The 19594-nt window shown below is 64.2% G+C and carries 17 protein-coding genes; 9 read left to right on the top strand and 8 right to left on the bottom strand.

From position 1 onward, the window contains the following. Positions 1-37: 37 nt before the first annotated feature. The 6 genes from API01S_RS10070 to API01S_RS10095 form a co-directional block, all read right to left on the bottom strand. Positions 38-1330: an NTP/NDP exchange transporter gene (locus API01S_RS10070; RefSeq protein ID WP_050727844.1), complete on the bottom strand. Its 1293-nt coding sequence runs from the start codon at positions 1328-1330 to the stop codon at positions 38-40. 4 nt (positions 1331-1334) lie between these two features. Continuing rightward, a complete protein-coding gene (locus API01S_RS10075; RefSeq protein ID WP_061304342.1) occupies positions 1335-2252 on the bottom strand; it encodes an aldo/keto reductase in 918 nt (305 codons plus the stop codon). Between the two features lie 69 nt (positions 2253-2321). Next, the gene (locus API01S_RS10080) at positions 2322-3032 is read right to left on the bottom strand and encodes a Bax inhibitor-1/YccA family protein (RefSeq protein ID WP_006218060.1); all 711 of its coding nucleotides are present in this window, start codon (positions 3030-3032) and stop codon (positions 2322-2324) included. Positions 3033-3151: 119 nt separating this feature from the next. Further along, positions 3152-3556 carry a hypothetical protein gene (locus tag API01S_RS10085; RefSeq protein WP_061304344.1) on the bottom strand — a complete coding sequence of 135 codons (405 nt, stop codon included), beginning with the start codon at positions 3554-3556 and terminating at the stop codon, positions 3152-3154. 65 nt (positions 3557-3621) lie between these two features. Continuing rightward, on the bottom strand, positions 3622-4092 hold the full coding sequence (locus API01S_RS10090) for a DNA polymerase III subunit chi (RefSeq protein ID WP_006218062.1): 471 nt from the start codon (positions 4090-4092) through the stop codon (positions 3622-3624). A gap of 22 nt (positions 4093-4114) precedes the next feature. After that, positions 4115-5623, bottom strand: a complete 1509-nt coding sequence (locus API01S_RS10095; protein ID WP_050727841.1) for a leucyl aminopeptidase — start codon at positions 5621-5623, stop codon at positions 4115-4117. Between the two features lie 57 nt (positions 5624-5680). On the opposite strand from API01S_RS10095, the gene lptF reads away from it, so the two are divergent. Continuing rightward, complete coding sequence (gene lptF / locus API01S_RS10100; protein ID WP_006218064.1) at positions 5681-6790, top strand: LPS export ABC transporter permease LptF; 1110 nt, start codon at positions 5681-5683, stop codon at positions 6788-6790. A 75-nt stretch (positions 6791-6865) separates the two neighbouring features. Here the strand turns inward: lptF and API01S_RS10105 are convergent, their stop codons facing one another. After that, positions 6866-7786, bottom strand: coding sequence for a LysR family transcriptional regulator (locus tag API01S_RS10105; protein WP_050728168.1), 921 nt, complete (start codon positions 7784-7786; stop codon positions 6866-6868). A gap of 214 nt (positions 7787-8000) precedes the next feature. Here API01S_RS10105 and API01S_RS10110 point away from each other — a divergent pair, with 214 nt between their 5' ends. From API01S_RS10110 to API01S_RS10125, 4 genes are all read left to right on the top strand, one after another. Next, positions 8001-9218: an ABC transporter substrate-binding protein gene (locus API01S_RS10110; RefSeq protein ID WP_006218067.1), complete on the top strand. Its 1218-nt coding sequence runs from the start codon at positions 8001-8003 to the stop codon at positions 9216-9218. Between the two features lie 96 nt (positions 9219-9314). Beyond that, positions 9315-10808 (top strand): CoA-acylating methylmalonate-semialdehyde dehydrogenase, encoded by a 1494-nt coding sequence (locus API01S_RS10115; protein ID WP_006218068.1) that lies wholly within the window; start codon positions 9315-9317, stop codon positions 10806-10808. Positions 10809-10902: 94 nt separating this feature from the next. Then, positions 10903-11847, top strand: coding sequence for a CysB family HTH-type transcriptional regulator (locus API01S_RS10120; protein ID WP_006218069.1), 945 nt, complete (start codon positions 10903-10905; stop codon positions 11845-11847). 249 nt (positions 11848-12096) lie between these two features. Continuing rightward, a complete protein-coding gene (locus API01S_RS10125; protein WP_061304633.1) occupies positions 12097-12420 on the top strand; it encodes a DUF2325 domain-containing protein in 324 nt (107 codons plus the stop codon). 195 nt (positions 12421-12615) lie between these two features. On the opposite strand, the gene API01S_RS10130 is transcribed toward API01S_RS10125, so the two are convergent. Further along, on the bottom strand, positions 12616-13287 hold the full coding sequence (locus API01S_RS10130; RefSeq protein ID WP_039882917.1) for a C40 family peptidase: 672 nt from the start codon (positions 13285-13287) through the stop codon (positions 12616-12618). Between the two features lie 245 nt (positions 13288-13532). On the opposite strand from API01S_RS10130, the gene API01S_RS10135 reads away from it, so the two are divergent. From API01S_RS10135 to acs, 4 genes are all read left to right on the top strand, one after another. Next, a complete protein-coding gene (locus API01S_RS10135; protein WP_255221299.1) occupies positions 13533-15461 on the top strand; it encodes a propionate--CoA ligase in 1929 nt (642 codons plus the stop codon). Further along, positions 15458-15865, top strand: coding sequence for a heme-binding protein (locus tag API01S_RS10140; protein ID WP_006218075.1), 408 nt, complete (start codon positions 15458-15460; stop codon positions 15863-15865). The genes API01S_RS10135 and API01S_RS10140 overlap by 4 nt, the downstream gene beginning before the upstream one ends. Beyond that, the gene (locus API01S_RS10145) at positions 15862-17205 is read left to right on the top strand and encodes an MFS transporter (RefSeq protein ID WP_006218076.1); all 1344 of its coding nucleotides are present in this window, start codon (positions 15862-15864) and stop codon (positions 17203-17205) included. Before API01S_RS10140 ends, API01S_RS10145 begins: the two co-directional genes overlap by 4 nt. Positions 17206-17537: 332 nt before the next feature. Further along, the gene (gene acs / locus API01S_RS10150; RefSeq protein WP_050727838.1) at positions 17538-19517 is read left to right on the top strand and encodes an acetate--CoA ligase; all 1980 of its coding nucleotides are present in this window, start codon (positions 17538-17540) and stop codon (positions 19515-19517) included. Positions 19518-19594: the final 77 nt, after the last annotated feature.

Below are 19594 nucleotides of genomic sequence, written 5' to 3' on the forward strand. Positions count from 1 at the left end.
ATCCGTTCGCTTCAATAAGATGGATGTTCGGATGAATCTAATCGTCGTTCGGCTTTTTCACGTCGGCCTGCTTGCCCAACCCGTATCCCACGGCGGCAGCGACCAGCGCCACCGCCGCGCCCAGCAGCGCGATCAATGCCGCGCCATGGCCCAGCATGTCGACCCCGGCCTTGACCCAGCCGCTGGCCGCGTCGCCGCCACGGTAGACCACCGTATCGATCACATTCTTGGTCTTGTACTTGTCCTGCGCGGGCACGGCGGTGAACAGCATTTCGCGGCCCGGCCGGATCAGGGCGTATTCGCCGGCCCGGCGCAGGATCATTGCCGCAGCCAGCACGCCAAAAACGGGAAAGGCGGCAAGCGCGAGGAATGCCAGCCCCACCGCCAACGGCACCGCCGTCAACAGGAAGCGCAGCCCCAGGCGCGCCGCCACGCGGCCGGTAAGGAACACCTGAGACAGCAGCGCCAGGGTCTGCACGGTGACGTCCAGCGCGCTGAATACGCGGATGCGCTGGGCGGTGTCCGCAAACGTATCGGCGACCAGGCGAGCCTGCTCCATGTACAGAAAGGTGTTCAGCGTGGCCAGCAGCACCACCAACAGCGAGATGCCCAGCAGGTAGCGCGAACGAAAGATGCGCGCGATGCCGTCCAGCATGGCCCCTTCGATGGGGCGCTGCATGTCTTGCAGATCCGATTCGGGGCGCGTGGCGGCGCGCCAGCGCAGCAGCCATTGCTTGAGCGGCAACGTAGCGGTCAACAATAGCGCCGACAGCAGCAGCAGGCCGGCGGGACCCAAGGCACCCGCCAGCAAAGCGCCCAGCAGCGGCCCGCACAGCCCACCCGCGCTGGCGCCGGCGGCGATCAATGCGAACAGGCGCTTGGCCGAGTCCATCCGGAACACGTCGGCCATCAGGCTCCACGCGATCGACACGACGAACAGATTGAAGACGGACAGCCACACGTAGAAAGCGCGTGCCGCCCATACGCTGCCGGGTTGCAGATACAACAGGGCGGCGAACCCCGCCATGGTCAACGCAAAGAGGCTGTACACCCAAGTCAGCAGGGTTTCGCGCCGCACCCGGGCGGACAAGGCGCCAAACAGGGGCACGACCGCCAGCGTGGCGACGAAAGTGGCGGTGAACAGCCATTGCAGCTGATTGACGCCTGCCTGGATTCCCATCGTCTCGCGGATGGGGCGCAGCATGAAATAGCCGCAGAACAAAAAGAAGAAGAAGGCGAAGCCGCAGGCGGCGGGCGCGATTTCATCTTCGTGGATGCCCAGCGCCAGGGCTGCGCGCGCGCGTAGCCGGGGAAGGCCGGCGTAGGCCATGGCGTTACGCCAGCAGGGCGGCGATGCGTTCGCGCAGCGCGGCGTCGGGTTGCCGCCCGAATCCTGCCTGCACGTTGTCGGCCATGTTGACCGGCTTGGACGTGGCGGGAATGACGGCGGTGACGGCGGGATGCCCGATGATGAATTTCAGGAAGATCTGCGCCCAGGAGGTGCAACCGATCTCGGCGGCCAGGCTGGGCAGGGGGCGGCCTTTGACCTGACGAAAGAGTGCGCCGTCCTGGAAGGGGCGGTTGATCAGCACGGCGACGCCGTTGGCCTGGCAAGCCGGCAGCAGGCGCTTTTCCGCGTTGCGCGCGCCGACCGACAGATTGATTTGCAGGAAGTCCAGCTTTTCGCTTTCGACCAGTTCGGTCAGTTCGTCGTGCGCATAATCGGTGTAATGCGTGATGCCGATGTAGCGCGTGACGCCCTGCTGCTTCAGTTCGCGCAGCAGCGCCAATTGGTTGCGGGTGTCGATCAGGTTGTGCACCTGGATCAGGTCGAGCTTGTCGCGGCGCAGTCGTTGCTGCGATTGTCGGATCTGCGCCATGGCGGACTCGTGGCCCTGCGTGCCGATCTTGGTCGCCAGGAAGTACGGGGGCGTCGTCGCGGCCTGGCGCGCCAGCAGCGCGCCGACTACCGCTTCGGCCTGGCCGTAGCTGGGTGCCGTGTCGATCAGATAACCGCCTTCCTTCGTGAAGATGTCCAGCACTTGCGCCAGCGGTTCCATGGCTGCGGCGTCGGTGGGAGAGGCGTTGAACGTGTCCGCCGTGCCAAGGCCGATAACGGGGATCAGCTCTTTCGATGACGGAATGGCCCGGGTCAGCATGGCTTGTTTCATGCTCAGGGCCTGAGCGGCGCCCGCCGGCCCCAGCAAGGCGGCGCAGGCGGCGGTCTGGAGGAAGCGGCGGCGGTCGTGCATCGGAGGCGCTCCAAAAGAAAAAGGCCTACACGTGAATGTAGGCCTTTGTACCGGACTAGCGGTGCGCGATTACTCGCGGTTGCCGCCGAAGATGCCCAGCAGCATCAGCAGGTTCGAGAAGACGTTGTAGACGTCCAGGTAGATGGCCAGCGTGGCGGACACGTAGTTGGTTTCACCGCCATTGACCACGCGTTGCAGGTCAACCAGCATGAAGGCCGAGAACACGAGGATGGCCATGACCGAGATGGTCAGCATCAGCGCGGGCAGTTGCAGGAAGATGTTTGCCAGCGCCGCGATCAGGATCACGACCGCGCCGATGAACAGGAACTTCTGCATGCCTGACAGATCGCGCTTGATGGTGGTGGCCAGCGTGGCCATCGTGCCGAAGACGATTGCCGTGCCGCCGAACGCGGTCATGACCAGCTGCGAGCCGTTGCTGAAGCCCATGACGAAGCCCAGCAGGCGAGACAGCATGATGCCCATGAAAAACGTGAAGGCAAGCAGCAGCACCACGCCCATCGAGTTGTTCTTGTTTTTCTCGATGGCGAACATCATGCCGAACGCGCCCACCAGGAAAACGATGGCGGACAAGCCGGGGCTGGCGCCCATGACTCGGTTGATGCCGGTGTACATGCCGACCGCTGCGCCCAGCACCGTCGGAATCAGCGACAGGGCCAAGAGCCAGTAAGTGTTGCGCAGGACCTGGTTGCGAGCGACTTCGCCCGGCGCGCCAGCGACCGCGCCGGAACGATTAAAAGGGGACGGACGATATTCGTTCATGGAGAACTCCTGTATGCGCCAAAAATGATTGCGTGAAAGCTTAGATGCGAAGGATACCTTACAGTTCCCTGAAGAATCCAGTTTTTGAAGATTGAGGCGCGGCGCCAAAAAAGACGGTTTCAGCCGGGCCGCACTTCGTTCAATACCCGGGAAACGATACCCGGTAATTCCTTGTCCATGCGTGCCTGGAGCTGCTCGACCGCATCCGCCAGTGCACGTCGCATGAGTTGTTCGACTTCCGCCTGCAGCCGGGCGCTCAATACCGTGGCGTCGGGCAGGGCGCGGGCGGGTGGCGACGCGACACCCGCATGAACGGCGGGGGCCTCATCCACGTTCCAGTCGGGGTCGTCGGCGACGTCCGTAAGCAGGGGAAACGCGTCATCGGCGTCGACGTCGCTGGCGTCGTCGGCCAGTTCGGTCAGCACGGGGGTGTCAGGCTCGTCGGGCGGAAGCGGCGCATAAAGCGTCGGTTCGGCCCGTTGGGTCAGGGTGGGGATGCCGGGGTCGTTGGGGCGAGAGGGCATGGAGACTCCCGAATATATCTAGGGGCCAGAGCGGACGCAGGGCCCGCCCGGACGGATTGGGCGGGTCAACCGCTGGCCGGTTGGCGGCTGAGGTCGTGGCTTTGCGGCGTATGGCCCGCGTTCAGGTAGACGCGCCAGCGCTGACGGGCCGCCTGCTTGTCATCGGGGTCGTCCGACACGATTTCAAGCAGCCGCTCGAAAGTCTCGAACCCGGGCGGGCAGTCGTTGTCCAGATTCAGCAGCCACAGCGGCGGGGCATCCGGCCCGGCGTCGGGTTGGGCCGCCTGGGCGGCCTGCTGAGGGTCCCCGGCCGTCAACACCACCGGCGTTTCGGGCGCGAGCGGGTCGTTGGCCAGCACATGGGGGACGAAAGCGGTGTCGTCGAACGCCCACAGCATGCGATCGAACGCGGCCAGGCGCGAGCCGTCTTTACAGTACACCACCAGCCGTTGCCCCGCCAGGAAGCGCTTGCGCACCACCTGGCAGGCCGTGCGCAAGCGGTCGGGCGCGCCAAAGGCGAAATCGATTCGCGTCATGCCCGGTTCCGTTGCAGCAGTTTCAAACCTGATCCAGCAAGTACTGCATCAGCAGCGGCACGGGGCGGCCGGTGGCGCCCTTGTCCTTGCCACCGCGCCAGGCTGTGCCGGCGATGTCCAGGTGCGCCCACGGATAGGCCTTGGCAAAGCGCGACAGGAAGCAGGCGGCGGTCACCGCGCCGGCCGGGGGGCCGCCGATGTTGGCCAGGTCAGCGAAGTTGGACTTGAGCTGTTCCTGGTAGGCGTCGTCCATCGGCATGCGCCATGCCGTGTCCAGCGACTTGCGGCCGGCCGATGCCAGGGCGTCGGCCAATGCGTCGTCCTTGGAGAACAGGCCGCTGTTGACATTGCCCAGTGCCACGACGCAAGCGCCGGTCAGGGTGGCGATGTCGATCACGGCCGACGGCTTGAAGCGTTCGGCGTAGGTCAGTGCGTCGCACAGGACCAGGCGGCCCTCGGCGTCGGTGTTCAGGATTTCGATGGTCAGGCCGGCCATGCTGGTGACGACATCGCCCGGCTTGTTGGCGGTGCCGCTGGGCAGGTTCTCGCAGGCCGGGATCAGGCCGACTACGTCCAGCGGCAACTCCAGTTCGGCCAAGGCGCGGAACGAACCGAGCACGCTGGCGGCGCCGCACATGTCGTACTTCATTTCGTCCATCGTGGCGGCGGGCTTGAGCGAGATGCCGCCGGCATCGAACGTGATGCCCTTGCCGACCAGCACGATCGGACCCTGGGCGCTCTTTGCCCCTTTCTTGGCGGCCTTCGCGCCGGCGTGGCGCAGCACGATGAAGCGCAGCGCTTCGGCCGAACCCTTGGCCACGGACAGGAACGAGCCCATGCCGAGCGCCTCGACCTGCTTGCGGTCCAGCACTTCCACTTTCAGCGACTTGAATTCGCGCGCCAGGCGCTTTGCCGTGTCGCCCAGGTAGGTGGGGGTGCAGATGTTGCCGGGCAGGTTGCCCAGCGTGCGGGTCAGTTCCATGCCGTTGGCGATGGCGGCGCCTTCGCGCAGGCCTTTCTGGGCCTGGGCGGCGTCGGCGCGCTCGACGATCTGGATGATCTTCTTGAGCTTGGGACGCGCGTCGCGATCCGGTTTGCCGAAGCTGGCGTCGTAGTGATAGGTGGCGGCGCCGGCCGCGATGGCGGCGCTGCGAGCGCGGGCGATGATGGCGACGTCGGCGATGGGGTTGGCTGCCAGCGTGGATACGCCTTCCGTCAGTTGCGCGGCCACGCAGGCGGAGGCGAATGCCTGTTCAGCCGATGCGTGGGCGCGGGCCGAATATTCGTCCTGTTTGCCCAGACCCACCAGCACCACGCGCTGGGCGGTGACGCCGGGCAGCGTGCGCAGCGTCAACGTGGAGCCGGCGCGGCCGCGGAACTCGGCCTTGACCACGGCGCGCACGGCGCCGTTGGAAGCGCGGTCGATGATGTCCGCGGCGGGGCTCAACACGCCATCCGCGTACACCCCGACAGCCAGGGCGGCGGTTTTAACCTGGTGCAGGGAAGCAGTGGTCTGTGTGCTAAATTCCATGAGGGTTTCCCGTGTGCGTCTGTGTATGATGCGGTCGATTATCCCGCATATTCTCCCATGTCTCTATTTAAACGCTCTGTCGTCAGCGAGATCACCAGTCACGCTGGCGTTGTCTTTTCCACGTTGCTCATCGTGTGGCTCAGCGTGCTTCTCGTGCGCCTGCTCGGTGAGGCGGCGGGCGGCAACATCGGAGCCGACGTCGTCCTGGTGCTGGCCGCGCTGTCCACCATCACGGCGTTGCCGACCATCTTGGCCGTGTCCATCTTCATTGCCGTGCTGACGACCGTCACGCGCAACTACCGCGAATCCGAAATGGTGGTGTGGTTTGCCAGCGGCTTGTCCCTGGCTGACTGGTTGAAGCCCGTGTTGCGCGTCGCCGTGCCCGTGGCCCTGGCCGTGGCGGGCTTGACGCTGGTGGCCGCGCCGTGGGCGTATCGGCAGATTGGCGAATACCACGAGCGTTTCGAGCAGCGCTCCGACCTGTCTAAAGTCACCGCGGGGCAATTCGCGGAATCGTCGGGCGGCAGTCGCGTGTTCTTCTCTGAAGACCCGGTCACGCCAACCGATGAGCTGGGCAACGTATTCGCGCGCGAAACGGGCCCGGAATGGTTGAGCGTGCTGACGGCAAGCAGCGCACACAGCGAGACGCTGCCTAATGGCGACCGCTTCCTGGTGCTGGGCGAAGGCCATCGCTACGATCTGAAACCGGGTACGCCCGAGATCCGTCTCGTGCACTTCAACAAATACGGGCTGCGGCTGGAAAGCAAGGCAGGGGGCGACCCCATTGCCGAAGCACGCGCCGCCGCCGAGCGTTCGTCCAAGGCGCGCACCACGATGCAATTGGTCGAAGACAACACGGACAGCAGCTGGTCGCAGGTGATGTGGCGCATTTCCTTGCCGCTGGCCGCGCTGAACCTTGCGCTGCTGGCCATTCCGCTGGGCGCGGTGAATCCGCGCCTGGGCCGCTCGGGCGACCTGCTCATCGCGGGTCTGGTCGGCCTGCTCTACATGAACCTGATCAACCTTTCGCGCGCCTGGATTTCCAATGGCAAGCTGAGTTTTGGCGTGGGGGTGTGGGCGATTCACGGCGCGGTGGCCTTGCTGACCGTATTCCTGCTGATGCGCCGCCTGCGCGTGAAGGCGCCCAAGGACGTCAAGCCAGCCTGAGGTTGGCAGCGGCCGAACGCTAGACGGCCCAACAGACTGACCCGACGCGGGGGCCGACGAGGCCCCCGCTTTGCATCAGGGCAGGTACTTCATCGTGCCGCGCTTGCCGGCCAGCAGGTCGGCGTTCTTCAGCACGGACTTGCGAATGAATTCCCACAGCACCGTCACCCGCTTGAGCTTGCGCAGGTCCTCGTGGCAGTACATCCAGAACGACCGCGTGATCTCGATATCGTTTTGCAGCACCGGTTTCAGGCGCGGGTCCTGCGCGGCGATGAAGCAGGGCAGCACGGCCAGCGACTGGCCTTGCAGCGCCGCGTGATATTGCGCCACCACGCTGGTGCTGCGCAACACCACATTGCTGGCCGGCAACAGATCTTCCAGATAGCGCAGGCGTTCACTGAACAGCAGTTCGTCGACATAGCCGATGAACGTGTGCCGGGCCAGGTCCGCGCGCGTTTCGATGGGGGCGTGCCGGGCCAGATAACCGGGCGTGCCATACAGGCGCAAGGTGTAATCGCACAGCTTGCTGCATACATAGGGACCGCGCTGCGGCCGCTCGATGGTGATGGCCAGATCGGCTTCGCGCTTTGACAGGCTGACAAAGCGGGGCACGGGCAGGATGTCCAGCGTGATGTGGGGATAACGGCGCTGGAAGTCAGCCGCCAGCGGCGTCAGCACATAGCTGCCGAACCCTTCCGTGGCGCCGATGCGCAGATGTCCCGACAAGGCCTGACCGATGCCCGACAGGTTCTCACGCGCGGTATGCACCGTGCTTTCCATCTGTTCCGCATGCACGAACAGGCGCTGGCCATCGTCGGTCAGCACGAACCCCGCGCTGCGCGACTTTTCGAATAGCAGGGTGTCCAGCTCGGTTTCCAGCGCCCGGATGCGGCGCGACACGGTGGTGTGTTCGACCCCCAGCTTGCGCGCCGCCGCGCTGACCCGCTGGGTGCGAGCCACCTCCAGGAAGTACCGCAGGCTGTCCCAATCCAACACGATTTCGTTCTCCGAATGCCGCACGCCGGCACGTCAGGCGGGGCGTTTTTTGATTGTGCATGAATGCACAAGGAATGTGCATTTCTAGTGTTGCTTGTTGATTTTCACACATCTACACTGGGTCGGCAGGCCTCGGGGCATTGCCCTGGGAGTCTCAGGCCGCAAAGACGGCATCACGCTATTGATCAGCGCATAACACTCAGGAGACAAATCCATGAAATTGCACGCACGCGGGCTGGCCGCAGGCTTGTGTCTGGGCGCGTTATTGGTGAGCCAGGCGCAGGCGGCCGACAAGCCGCCAGTGAAGATCGGCATCCTGACGGACATGTCCGGCACTTATGCCGGGATGGGTGGGGCGGGATCGGTGGCGGCGGCGCAGTTGGCCATCGACGACTGCCTGGCCGCGGAATGCAAGGGCATGAAGATCGACCTGGTCTCCGCCGACAACCAGAACAAGGCGGACGTGGGCGCCGCGAAAGCGCGCGAATGGTTTGACCGCGACGGCGTCACGGCCATTGCGGACCTGACCAACTCTGCCGTGGCGCTGGCGGTGCAGGGCATCGCGCGCGAGAAAAACAAGGTGGTGATGTTCTCCGGTCCGGCCACCACGGCCCTGACCAACAAGGAATGTTCGCCCGTCGGGTTCCACTGGATGTTCGACACGTACTCGCAGTCGGCCGGCGGCGCCAAGGCCACGGTGCGGGCGGGCGGCAAGTCCTGGTACTTCATCACGGTGGACTACGCGTTCGGACACTCGCTGGAGGCCGACACGGCCAAGGCGGTGAAGGCGCTGGGTGGCACGGTGGTCGGCAGCGTGCGACACCCGCTGAACGCGCCGGATTTCGCGTCCTATCTGTTGCAGGCGCAAAGTTCGAAAGCGCAGGTGGTGGCGTTGGCCAACGGCGGGCAGGACACCGTCAACGCGGTCAAGCAGGCGCGCGAATTCGGCATTGTTTCGGGCGGACAACGCCTGGTGTCGTTGCTGATCTTCCTGTCCGACCTGCGTGCGCTGGGGCTGGAAAGCGCGCAGGGGCTGTCGTATGTGGACGGCTTTTATTGGGATTACGACGACGCGTCGCGGCAATGGTCCGCGCGTTTCGAAAAGGCCTTCCGAGGCTTGAAGCCCACGATGACCCAGGCCGGCGTGTATTCCAGCGTGCTGCATTACCTGCGCGCGACGGCGGCGGCCGGCAGCACCGACGGCAAGGTCGTGGCCGACAAGATGCGCGAACTGCCGATCAAGGATCCGATCATGCGCAACGCATCGATCCGTCCGGATGGCCGCGTGATCCACGACATGTACCTGTACGAAGTGAAGAAGCCCGCGGACTCCAAGGGCGGCTGGGACTATTCCAAGCTGGTGGCCACCATTCCGGCGGCCGAAGCCTTCCAGCCCCTCGCCGACTCCACCTGCCCGCTGGTGAAGAAATAAGCCGGCGCGCCGGCGCGGCTCTTGCCGGCCGGCGCGCGGCCCTATCCAAGAACGCGGATTCCATCCGCATCGACTACGCAGTGTGAGGAGCATCAAATGAGTGAAGTCCCCCGCGTTCCGCTATTGATCGGCGGCAAGCTCGTGCAGTCCAAGTCCACCGAATGGCGAGACGTGATCAACCCCGCCACCCAGGAGGTCGTTGCCAAGGTGCCCTTCGCGACACGCGAAGAACTGGACCTTGCCGTCTCCAACGCCAAGGAAGCCTTCAAGACCTGGCGCAACAGCGGCCAAGGCACGCGCATGCGCGTCATGCTGAAATTTCAGGAGCTGCTGCGCGCCAACACCGGCAAGCTGGCCGAGATGATCACGCGCGAACATGGCAAGACCCTGCCTGACGCCGAAGGCGAGATCGGGCGCGGTCTGGAAGTGGTCGAACACGCCTGCTCGATCGCCAATCTGCAACTGGGCGAATACGCCGAGAACGCCGCATCGGGCATCGACGTCTACACCCTGATCCAGCCGCTGGGCGTGTGCGCCGGCATCACCGCGTTCAACTTTCCGGTGATGCTGCCTTGCTTCATGTTCCCGATCGCCGTGGCGTGCGGCAACAGTTTCGTGCTCAAGCCTTCCGAGCAGGATCCGACCGCGTCGCTGTTCCTGGCCCAGCTTGCACTGGAAGCCGGTCTGCCGCCGGGCGTGCTGAACGTCGTGCACGGTGGTCCGGACACGGCCAACGGCCTGTGCGAACACCCGGACATCAAGGCCGTATCGTTCATCGGCTCGACCCGCGTAGGCACCGAGATCTACAACCGCGCGTCGGCGGCGGGCAAGCGTTGCCAGTCGATGATGGGTGCCAAGAACCATTGCGTGATCCTGCCGGACGCAGACCCCGAAGTGGCGTTGAACCAACTGGTGGGCGCGGCCTTTGGCGCGGCTGGCCAGCGTTGCATGGCCTCGTCGGTCGCCGTGCTGGTGGGCGAGGCCCGTAACTGGCTGCCCGACTTTGTCGAGCGCTCGAAAAAGCTGAAGGTCAATTCCGGCACCGACCGTGAAGCGGACCTGGGCCCGCTGGTGTCGCCCAACGCCAAGAAGCGCGTCGAAAGCCTGATTCAAAAGGGCGTGGACGAAGGCGCCAAGCTGCTGCTGGACGGCCGCAACCTGAAGGTCTCGGGGTTCGAGCAGGGCAACTTCGTGGGCCCGACGATTTTCGACGGCGTCAATGAAGAGATGACGATCTACACCGAAGAGATCTTCGGGCCGGTCCTGTGCTGCGTCGGCGTGGAAACGCTGGAAGACGCCGTGGCCTTCATCAATCGCAACCCCAACGGCAATGGCGTGGCGCTGTTCACCCAGGACGGCGGCGCGGCGCGCTACTTCCAGAACAACATCGACGTGGGGCAGGTGGGCATCAACGTGCCGATCCCCGTGCCGGTGGCGTGGTTCAGCTTCACGGGTTCGCGCGGCTCCAAGCTGGGCGACCTGGGCCCCAACGGTAAGCAGGCGGTGCAGTTCTGGACGCAGACCAAGACGGTGACGGCGCGCTGGTCCGCTCACGCCAAGACCGTGAACACCACGATTTCGATGCGCTGAAAGGGGGACGCCTTGCTCTTAAGCTTATACCAATAAGTCATATAGTTAGGCGTCCTTATTACTTATAATTGGCCGATCTATCAGGGGCCAATGTATGAACCTCCAGCAATTTCGTTTTGTGCGTGAAACCATCCGGCGCGACTTCAACCTGACCGAGGCCGCCCGGATGCTCTATACCTCGCAGCCTGGAGTGTCCAAGGCCATCATCGAATTCGAAGACGAGCTGGGCATCAAGATCTTCGAACGCCACGGCAAGCGCATCAAGGGCCTGACCAAGCCGGGCCTGGCCGTGTCGCAAGTCATCGACCGCATCATGCGCGAAGTCGACAATCTGAAAAAAGTCAGCGATGAGTTCGCCCGCCGCGACGAAGGCGGCCTGGTCATCGCCTGCACCCACACGCAAGCACGCTATCTGTTGCCGCGCGTGATTCCCGCGTTCCGCAAGCAGTTTCCCAAGGTGCATCTGTCCCTGGCTGAAGGCAGCCCCGCGCAATTGGCCGAGATGGTGCTGCACGAACAGGCCGACCTGGCGCTGGCCACCGAATCGCTGGCGTTGACGCCCGGCCTGGCGACCTTGCCCGTCTACGCCTGGGAACACACCGTCGTGGTGCGGCCGGATCACCCGCTGGCCGAACTGACTTCCAGCGCCGCCAAGCGCCTGTCGCTGGCGCAGCTGGCAGAACATCCCATCGTTACGTATGACCGCGCGTTCACGGGCCGCAGCACCATCGACGAAGTCTTCGCCAACCAGGGCATCCATCCCGACATCGTGCTGGAAGCCATCGACGCCGACGTCATCAAGACCTACGTGGACGTGGGGCTGGGTATCGGCATCATCGCAGGCGTGGCCTACGACCCCCGGCGCGATTCCAATCTGGTGGGGCTGCCCGTGGGCCATCTGTTCGGCACGCACACCACGCGGGTGGGGGTGAAGTCCGGCGTGTTCCTGCGCGACTACGTCTATACCTTCCTGGAAATGCTGGCCCCGTCGCTGACCCGTGCGGTGGTGACCGAGGCAGTGCAGGGCGCGCCCAAGTAAGCCTGGCGGTCCCATAAGAAAAGTGCGGCGTCTTTCGGACGGCGCGCTTTTTTTTTGCGCGCTCACAGCACCTGGCTGACGGGCCGGACCGGGCGCAAAGCCGCGAGTTCCCTGGGGCGATAGCAAATCTCGCTATCCCTTCGAGCGAGCTCATATAAATAATTAAATAAGAACCGATCTCATTTAAGTTGACTAAAAAATAGGAATCAATATCATTACATCCACGCTCAACAACCAGTGAGGTTCATCATGACGGCAGGACTCAGTGCAGTAGTGGTTGGCGCGGATCGCCTGGGAAATATCCCGGATCTGCTTAAGGGACACAACATTTCGATCACGCATCACATCAGCGGCCGTGATCCCTCGCATCAGAAGAAGACGCTACAACTGCCCTCGGGCACGCAACTGGTGATCTTGCTGACCGATTTCCTCGGCCACAACGTCATGAAGACTTTCCGCAACGCCGCGCAGCGTGGCGGCATCCGGGTCGTGGCTTGTCGCCGTTCGGTGTGCAGCATGCAGCAAGCCCTGCAACAATGCGGCCTGTGCTCGCAAGCAGGGACGGTGCACTGAACCGCCGCTTGCAGCTGGACCAAAAAAAACTGGGGAGGCCAACACGGCCTGCGGCCTTCAGGCCGCGAAAGAGCATCGAACACCAAGCAATGAAAAACGCCGCCAGACTTCACAGTCTGGCGGCGTTTTGCTTTTGGAGGATGGCGCGGGGCAGGCCGCTTGTGCGAGGATGCCCCGATATCGAATGCGAGGCGGTCAGTTGTTGGCGGCGCGTGCCGAAGCCATCAAGCTGTTGTCCAGGCGGCGGGCGCCGTTGTAGCGCTTGGTCCAGTAAGCCATGGTCATGCTTTCCACGCGCACCACGCCGCCGGCGCTGGGCGAGTGCACGAAGCGGTCGTCGCCCAGGTAGATGCCCACGTGCGAATAGCGGCGGCCCATCGTATTGAAGAAGACCAGATCGCCAGCTTTCAATTCGTTCTTGTCGACCGAGACGCCTTGCTGGGCGATTTCGGCGGCGTTGCGGGGCAGCTTCAGGCCCAGCGAACGTTCTGCCGAATAGGCGACGAGGCCGCTGCAATCGAAACCGGTGTCGGGGGTGCTGCCGCCGAATCGGTAGCGGATGCCCAGGTAGTTCAGGGCTTCGCTGACCATGGCGTTGTCGCCGTTGACGCCCGAGCTGATGCCCTTGGCGTTTTGGCGGTCGCGTTTGAATTTTTGCGTAACCAGCAGGCCGATGGGGTCATCGGCGGTGGCTACCCACTCCATTTCGTACGGATCTATCTCGGACGTATGGGCGGTTGACTTTTGCCCAGTGCCTGCACAACCTGCAAGACTCGCTACACAAGCCAGCAGCGCGAGCTTACGCAGACCGCGCGTTGCCTGGTCAGTGGATGATTTGAATCGCGCGAGTATGGAGTGTCGATGCATTCGCCTGGGATGACCTGCGTTTTGACAGCAAAAGCCACGGGATTAGCCGTGGATCAGGCCGAAATGTCAGCAGAATCAACAATTATCTACAACTTCGCGGGGATTCTACCAAACTTTCATTACCAATCATTGCCTGATCGGAAATGGTTCCATGCCGCGTGGAAATTTGGCAGAACTTTTTGACTTGTGGCAAGCCTCGTGCAAGGTTTGCCTACCAGAATGACCAAACGATTCGCTAGAAATCAATCAGCCTTAAGGCGTACGAACAATACCAGGAGACACAAATGCAAAAAACCCGGGATTTCCATTACAGATCATTGCATGACCGCGATGCGTTCTGGCGTGAGGAGGCGGGGCGCGTGCACTGGGACACGCCCTTTCAGTCTGTGCTGGATTTCTCGCGTCCGCCATTCGCCAAGTGGTTCGTGGGCGGCACGACTAATCTTTGCTACAACGCGGTCGACCGGTGGCTGCCGACTCAGGGCGACAAGCCTGCGCTGATCTGGGTGTCGACCGAGGTCGAGCAAGAACGCATTTATACCCGGCAGGAAATTTACGAAGAGGTCAATGCCGCCGCCGCCATGCTCGGCGAGCTGGGCGTGGCGCGCGGTGACCGCGTGCTGCTGTACATGCCGATGGTGCCCGAAGCCGTGTTCACGATGCTGGCCTGCGCCCGCATCGGCGCGGTGCATTCGGTCGTGTTTGGCGGGTTCGCGTCGGTCAACCTGGCCCAGCGCATCGACGACGCCGCGCCCAAGGTGGTGGTGTGCACGGATGGCGGGTCGCGCGGCGGCAAGGTGGTGCCGTACAAGCCTTTGCTGGACAAGGCCTTGACCCTGGCCAAATCGCCGCCCGCCTCGGTCGTCGTGTTCGACCGGGGCCTGTCGCCATTCGTACCGGTCGACGGCCGCGACCACGACTACGCCACGCTGCGCGAACGCCACCGGGGCGCCCACGTGCCGGTGGCGTGGCTGGAATCGTCCGAACCCAGCTACATCCTCTATACCTCCGGCACCACCGGCAAGCCCAAGGGCGTGCAGCGCGATACCGGCGGCTACGCGGTGGCGCTGGCCTCGTCCATGGAATACCTGTTCAACGGCCGCGCGGGCGACACGTTCTTCTGCACCAGCGACATCGGCTGGGTGGTCGGCCATTCCTATATTGTTTACGGCCCGCTGATCGGCGGGCAGGCCACGGTGCTCTATGAAGGCACGCCCGTGCGTCCCGATGGCGCCATTCTTTGGAAGCTGGTCGAGCAGTTCGAGGTGAATACGCTGTTTTCGGCACCCACTGCCGTGCGGGTGCTCAAGCGGCAGGACCCCGCGCTGCTCAAGCGCCATGACCTGTCCAGCCTGCGCGCGGTCTACCTGGCCGGCGAACCGCTGGACGAGCCTACGGCCACCTGGATATCGCAGGGCCTGGGCAAGCCCATCATCGATAACTACTGGCAGACGGAGTCCGGCTGGCCGATCCTTTCCGCGCAGCCGGGCGTGGAAAACGTGCCGACCCGCTTCGGCAGTCCCTCGTTTCCCGTTTATGGGTTTGACGCGCGCATCGTCAGCGAGGCCACGGGCGAAGACCTGGGTCCCGAGGAAAAGGGCGTGGTGGCGATCGTGCCGCCCTTGCCGCCCGGCGCGATGTCGACCATCTGGGGCGACGACGCGCGCTTCGTGCAGACGTATTTCACCTCCATCCCCGGGCGCCAGGTGTATTCCACGTTCGATTGGGGGCGGGTGGACGAAGACGGCTACTGGTTCATCCTGGGTCGCACCGATGACGTGATCAACGTCGCAGGCCACCGGCTGGGCACGCGCGAGATCGAGGAATCGGTGAACAGCTACAGCGCCATCGCCGAGTGCGCGGTCGTGGGTGTGGCCGATGCGTTGAAGGGCCAGGTGGCGATGGCGTTCGCCGTGTTGAAGAATCCCGCCGGGGCCGAGACGCCCGACGGGGCAAAGCAGCTGGAAGCGGATATCATGCGGCTGGTGGAAGATCAGCTGGGAGCGGTCGCAAGGCCCGCCAGGATCCGGTTTGTGGGCGCACTGCCCAAGACCCGTTCCGGCAAGGTGTTGCGCCGCGCGATCGTCGCCGTGTGCGAAGGCCGCGATCCCGGAGACCTGACGACCATCGAAGACCCATCCGCCCTGGAACAGATCAAGGAGTCGCTGCAATGAATACCAAACCCGTGCTGAGCGCCGAAGACGTCAAGAAGATCCTCGCCGCGGCCGAAGCACACGCCGTGCAGAACAAGTGGGCCGTGACCATCTCGGTGGTCGATGACGGCGGCCACCTGCTTGGCATGCTGCGCCTGGACGACGCGGCCCCCATCTCGGCGCACATCGCGCCCGCCAAGGCCAAGACCGCCGCGCTGGGCCGCCGCGAATCGCGCATCTACGAAGAGATGATCAATAACGGCCGCGTGTCGTTCCTGTCGGCCCCGCTGATCGAAGGCATGCTGGAAGGCGGCGTGCCGGTCACCGTCAACGGCCACGTGGTGGGCGCGGTCGGCGTGTCGGGCGTGAAGTCGACCGAAGACGTGCTGATCGCCCAAGCGGGCATTGCCGCGCTGGGTCTGTGAGTCAGGCGCAATTGCCGGAATCGCCTTCGGGCGGTTCCAGCCCGCAAGCCGGGGCAGGGCGCGAAAGCGCCTTGAACCCCGGCGTGGCCAAGCGCGAAGTCTGGGCCTGGGCCATGTACGACTTCGCCAATTCCGGCTACACCACCGTCATTCTCACGGCGGTGTTCAGTACCTATTTCGTTGGCGTGGTGGGCGGGGGTGCTCCGTGGGCCACGCTGGCCTGGACCGCCGCACTGTCGCTGTCCTATCTGCTCATCATGCTGACTATGCCGACGCTGGGCGCGCGCGCCGACGCCAGCGGCAGCAAGCGGCGTCTGCTGTATTCCAGCACCATCGGCTGCGTGGCGGCTACGCTGGTGCTGACTCAAGCGGGCCCCGGCGACGTCTGGCTGGCGCTTGCCGCCATCGTGGTGTCCAACTATTGCTACTGCGTGGGTGAATCCGTGGTGGCGGCGTTCCTGCCCGAACTTGCACGGCCCAAAGCGCTGGGGCGCGTATCGGGATGGGGCTGGAGTTTTGGCTATTGCGGCGGGATGCTAACGCTGGGCTTGTCGTTGCTGGTCGTGACCTGGGCGCAAGGGCGCGGCATGACCGCCGAACATTTCGTGCCCTGGGTCATTGTGGTCACCTGCTCGGTATTCGCGCTGGCCGCGCTGCCTTCCTTCCTGTTGCTGAAAGAGCGGGCCCGGCCCGAGGCGGTCAAGCCGCAGGCGCTGCACATGCTGCGCCGCCTGGCTTATGCCTGGCGCGAAACCGGTCAGCATTTTCCTGAATTCCGCCGTCTGCTGATGTGCATCGCCTGCTACCAGGCGGGCATTTCGGTAGTCATTACGCTGGCCGCCGTTTACGCATCCGAAGTCATGGGCTTTTCCACGCCGCAGATCATGCTGCTGGTGTTCACGGTGAACATCGGCGCGGCGGCAGGGGCGTTTTCGTTTGGCTATGTGCAGGACCGCATCGGCCACAAGCCCGCGCTGGCCATTACTTTGTGCGGCTGGATCGTGATGGTGCTGGTGGCCTATGCGGCCGTCACCGCGCCCGTGTTCTGGGTAGCCGCCACCCTGGCCGGGCTTTGCATGGGCACCACCCAGAGCGCCGGCCGCGCCATGACCGGCGCGCTCGCGCCTGCCGGCCGGCTGGCCGAGTTCTTCTCGCTCTGGACGTTCGCCGTGCAGCTGGCTGCGGTGATCGGCCCCTTGACCTACGGCCTGGTCACGTGGGGCACCGAAGGCAATCACCGGCTGGCCATCCTGGTGACCGGCCTGTTCTTCGTCGGCGGCCTCATCCTGTTGTCGCGCGTGGATATGCAGCGCGGTCTTGCGCGTCGTCACGCCGCCTGACTTTTCCCCCGCCAGCGGCCCGCCACGGCGCTGTCGGGCTGCTATCCTTATGGACTGCCTTCAAGGCATTGCGCGCGATGCGCGATGCCTTGCGTTGATTGCTGGCGTTGCGCCTCATGGCGGCTGCCGCCGCGTTGCAACGGGACTGCGGGACACGGCATTGCGGGCTCTGGCCCGCATTTTGCGTAAGGTGCCCGTAAGAGCGTGGCGATACGGTGGTGGGTAGATAAAGAAATTGTCCCTGCGCTGCACTGGCTTCATGAAGCTTGCGGTTCGGCGGCCAAGGCAAAACAGCGGCATCAACAACAAAATCACCGTTTGGAGACAAGATCATGTCGAATGCAATTGAGTCCGTCTTGGTAGAAACCCGCGTCTTCCCGCCGCCCGAGCGCGCGGCCCAAGGGGCGGCGATTCCCAGCATGGACGCCTACAACGCACTGTGCGCCGAGGTGGAAAGCGACTTCGACGGCTTCTGGGCCCGCCAGGCCCGCGACAACCTGCAATGGACCCGCCCGTTCACCCAGGTGCTGGACGAATCGGATGCGCCGTTCTATCGCTGGTTCGGCGATGGTGAATTGAACGTCTCGGCCAACTGCCTGGACGTGCACCTGACCAACGGCAACGCCGACAAGACCGCCATCATCTTCGAAGGCGATGACGGCACGGTGAACAAGGTCACCTACCGCGAACTGCTGGCGCGCGTGTGCCGCTTCGCCAATGGTCTGAAAGAACTGGGCTACAAGAAGGGCGACCGCGCCATCATCTACATGCCCATGTCGATCGAAGCCGTCGTCGCCATGCAAGCCTGCGCGCGCCTGGGCGTGACGCATTCGGTGGTGTTCGGCGGCTTTTCGGCCAAGAGCCTGCAAGAGCGCATCGTCGACGTGGGCGCATCGCTGGTCATCACCGCCGACGAGCAAGTGCGCGGCGGCAAGACCATCCCGCTCAAGCCCGCCGTGGAAGACGCCATCGCCATGGGCGGCTGCGAAGCCGTGTCCAAGGTGATCGTGTATCGCCGCACCGGCGGCAAAGTGCAATGGAACGACGCGCGCGACCTCTGGATGCACGATGTCGAGGCCAAGCAACCCGACACCTGCGAGCCCGTGCCGGTCAATGCCGAACACCCGCTCTTCATCCTTTACACCTCCGGCTCCACCGGCAAGCCCAAGGGCGTGCAGCACTCGTCGGCAGGCTACCTGCTGTGGGCGCTGCTGACGGTGAAGTGGACCTTCGACGCCCGCAAGGACGACGTCTACTGGTGCACGGCCGACGTGGGCTGGGTCACCGGCCACACCTACATCACCTACGGCCCGCTGGCGGCAGGGCTGACGCAGGTGGTCTTTGAAGGCGTGCCCACCTATCCCAACGCGGGCCGTTTCTGGGACATGATCGCGCGCCACAAGGTCACCACGTTCTACACGGCGCCCACGGCGATCCGCTCGCTGATCAAGGCCTCGGAAGCAACGCCCGACGCGCACCCGAAGCACTACGACCTGGACAGCCTGCGCATCATCGGCACGGTGGGCGAGCCCATCAACCCCGAAGCGTGGATGTGGTATCACAAGAACATCGGCCGCGAACGCTGCCCCATCGTCGACACGTGGTGGCAGACCGAAACCGGTGGCCACATGATTACCCCGCTGCCGGGCGCCACGCCCACCAAGCCGGGCTCGTGCACGCTGCCGTTGCCGGGCATCGCGGCGGCCATCGTTGATGAAACGGGCGGCGACGTCGAAAAGGGCAATGGCGGCTTCCTGGTCATCAAGCGCCCGTGGCCCGCCATGATCCGCAACATCTGGGGCGACCCCGAGCGCTTCAAGAAAAGCTACTTCCCGTCCGAGCTGCGCGGCTATTACCTGGCCGGCGACGGCGCGCAGCGCGATGCGGACGGCTATTTCTGGATCATGGGCCGCATCGACGACGTGCTGAACGTGTCGGGCCACCGCCTGGGCACGATGGAAGTCGAATCGGCTCTGGTGGCGCACGAGCTGGTGGCGGAAGCCGCCGTGGTCGGCCGTCCTGACGACACGACCGGCGAAGCCGTGGTGGCCTTCGTGGTGCTCAAGCAGGCGCGTCCCGAAGGCGAGCAGGCGCAAGCCATCGCCAAGCAGTTGCGCGACTGGGTGGCCAAGGAAATCGGCCCCATCGCCAAGCCCAAGGACATCCGCTTTGGCGACAACCTGCCCAAGACGCGTTCGGGCAAGATCATGCGCCGCTTGCTGCGCGTGGTGGCCAAGGGCGAGGAAGTCACGCAGGACGTGTCCACGCTGGAGAACCCGGCCATCCTGGAACAGCTCGCCAAACCGCTGTAATTGCGTCCGGCAATGAAGGGCGGATCGACCGCCTGGAGCTAGGAGCATAATGTCAGACGCCCGCACCGGTAAGCGCC

This window comes from Achromobacter piechaudii NBRC 102461, assembly GCF_001571245.1.
GTDB classification, from domain to species: domain Bacteria; phylum Pseudomonadota; class Gammaproteobacteria; order Burkholderiales; family Burkholderiaceae_B; genus Achromobacter; species Achromobacter piechaudii.

What these genes read in the sequence shown, in the direction of transcription:
- API01S_RS10070 (WP_050727844.1), bottom strand. Translation starts at nt 1,330, where the DNA reads ATGGCCTACGCCGGCCTTCCCCGGCTACGCGCGCGCGCAGCCCTGGCG.
- API01S_RS10075 (WP_061304342.1), bottom strand. Translation starts at nt 2,252, where the DNA reads ATGCACGACCGCCGCCGCTTCCTCCAGACCGCCGCCTGCGCCGCCTTG.
- API01S_RS10080 (WP_006218060.1), bottom strand. Translation starts at nt 3,032, where the DNA reads ATGAACGAATATCGTCCGTCCCCTTTTAATCGTTCCGGCGCGGTCGCT.
- API01S_RS10085 (WP_061304344.1), bottom strand. Translation starts at nt 3,556, where the DNA reads ATGCCCTCTCGCCCCAACGACCCCGGCATCCCCACCCTGACCCAACGG.
- API01S_RS10090 (WP_006218062.1), bottom strand. Translation starts at nt 4,092, where the DNA reads ATGACGCGAATCGATTTCGCCTTTGGCGCGCCCGACCGCTTGCGCACG.
- API01S_RS10095 (WP_050727841.1), bottom strand. Translation starts at nt 5,623, where the DNA reads ATGGAATTTAGCACACAGACCACTGCTTCCCTGCACCAGGTTAAAACC.
- lptF (WP_006218064.1), top strand. Translation starts at nt 5,681, where the DNA reads ATGTCTCTATTTAAACGCTCTGTCGTCAGCGAGATCACCAGTCACGCT.
- API01S_RS10110 (WP_006218067.1), top strand. Translation starts at nt 8,001, where the DNA reads ATGAAATTGCACGCACGCGGGCTGGCCGCAGGCTTGTGTCTGGGCGCG.
- API01S_RS10115 (WP_006218068.1), top strand. Translation starts at nt 9,315, where the DNA reads ATGAGTGAAGTCCCCCGCGTTCCGCTATTGATCGGCGGCAAGCTCGTG.
- API01S_RS10120 (WP_006218069.1), top strand. Translation starts at nt 10,903, where the DNA reads ATGAACCTCCAGCAATTTCGTTTTGTGCGTGAAACCATCCGGCGCGAC.
- API01S_RS10125 (WP_061304633.1), top strand. Translation starts at nt 12,097, where the DNA reads ATGACGGCAGGACTCAGTGCAGTAGTGGTTGGCGCGGATCGCCTGGGA.
- API01S_RS10130 (WP_039882917.1), bottom strand. Translation starts at nt 13,287, where the DNA reads ATGCATCGACACTCCATACTCGCGCGATTCAAATCATCCACTGACCAG.
- API01S_RS10140 (WP_006218075.1), top strand. Translation starts at nt 15,458, where the DNA reads ATGAATACCAAACCCGTGCTGAGCGCCGAAGACGTCAAGAAGATCCTC.
- acs (WP_050727838.1), top strand. Translation starts at nt 17,538, where the DNA reads ATGTCGAATGCAATTGAGTCCGTCTTGGTAGAAACCCGCGTCTTCCCG.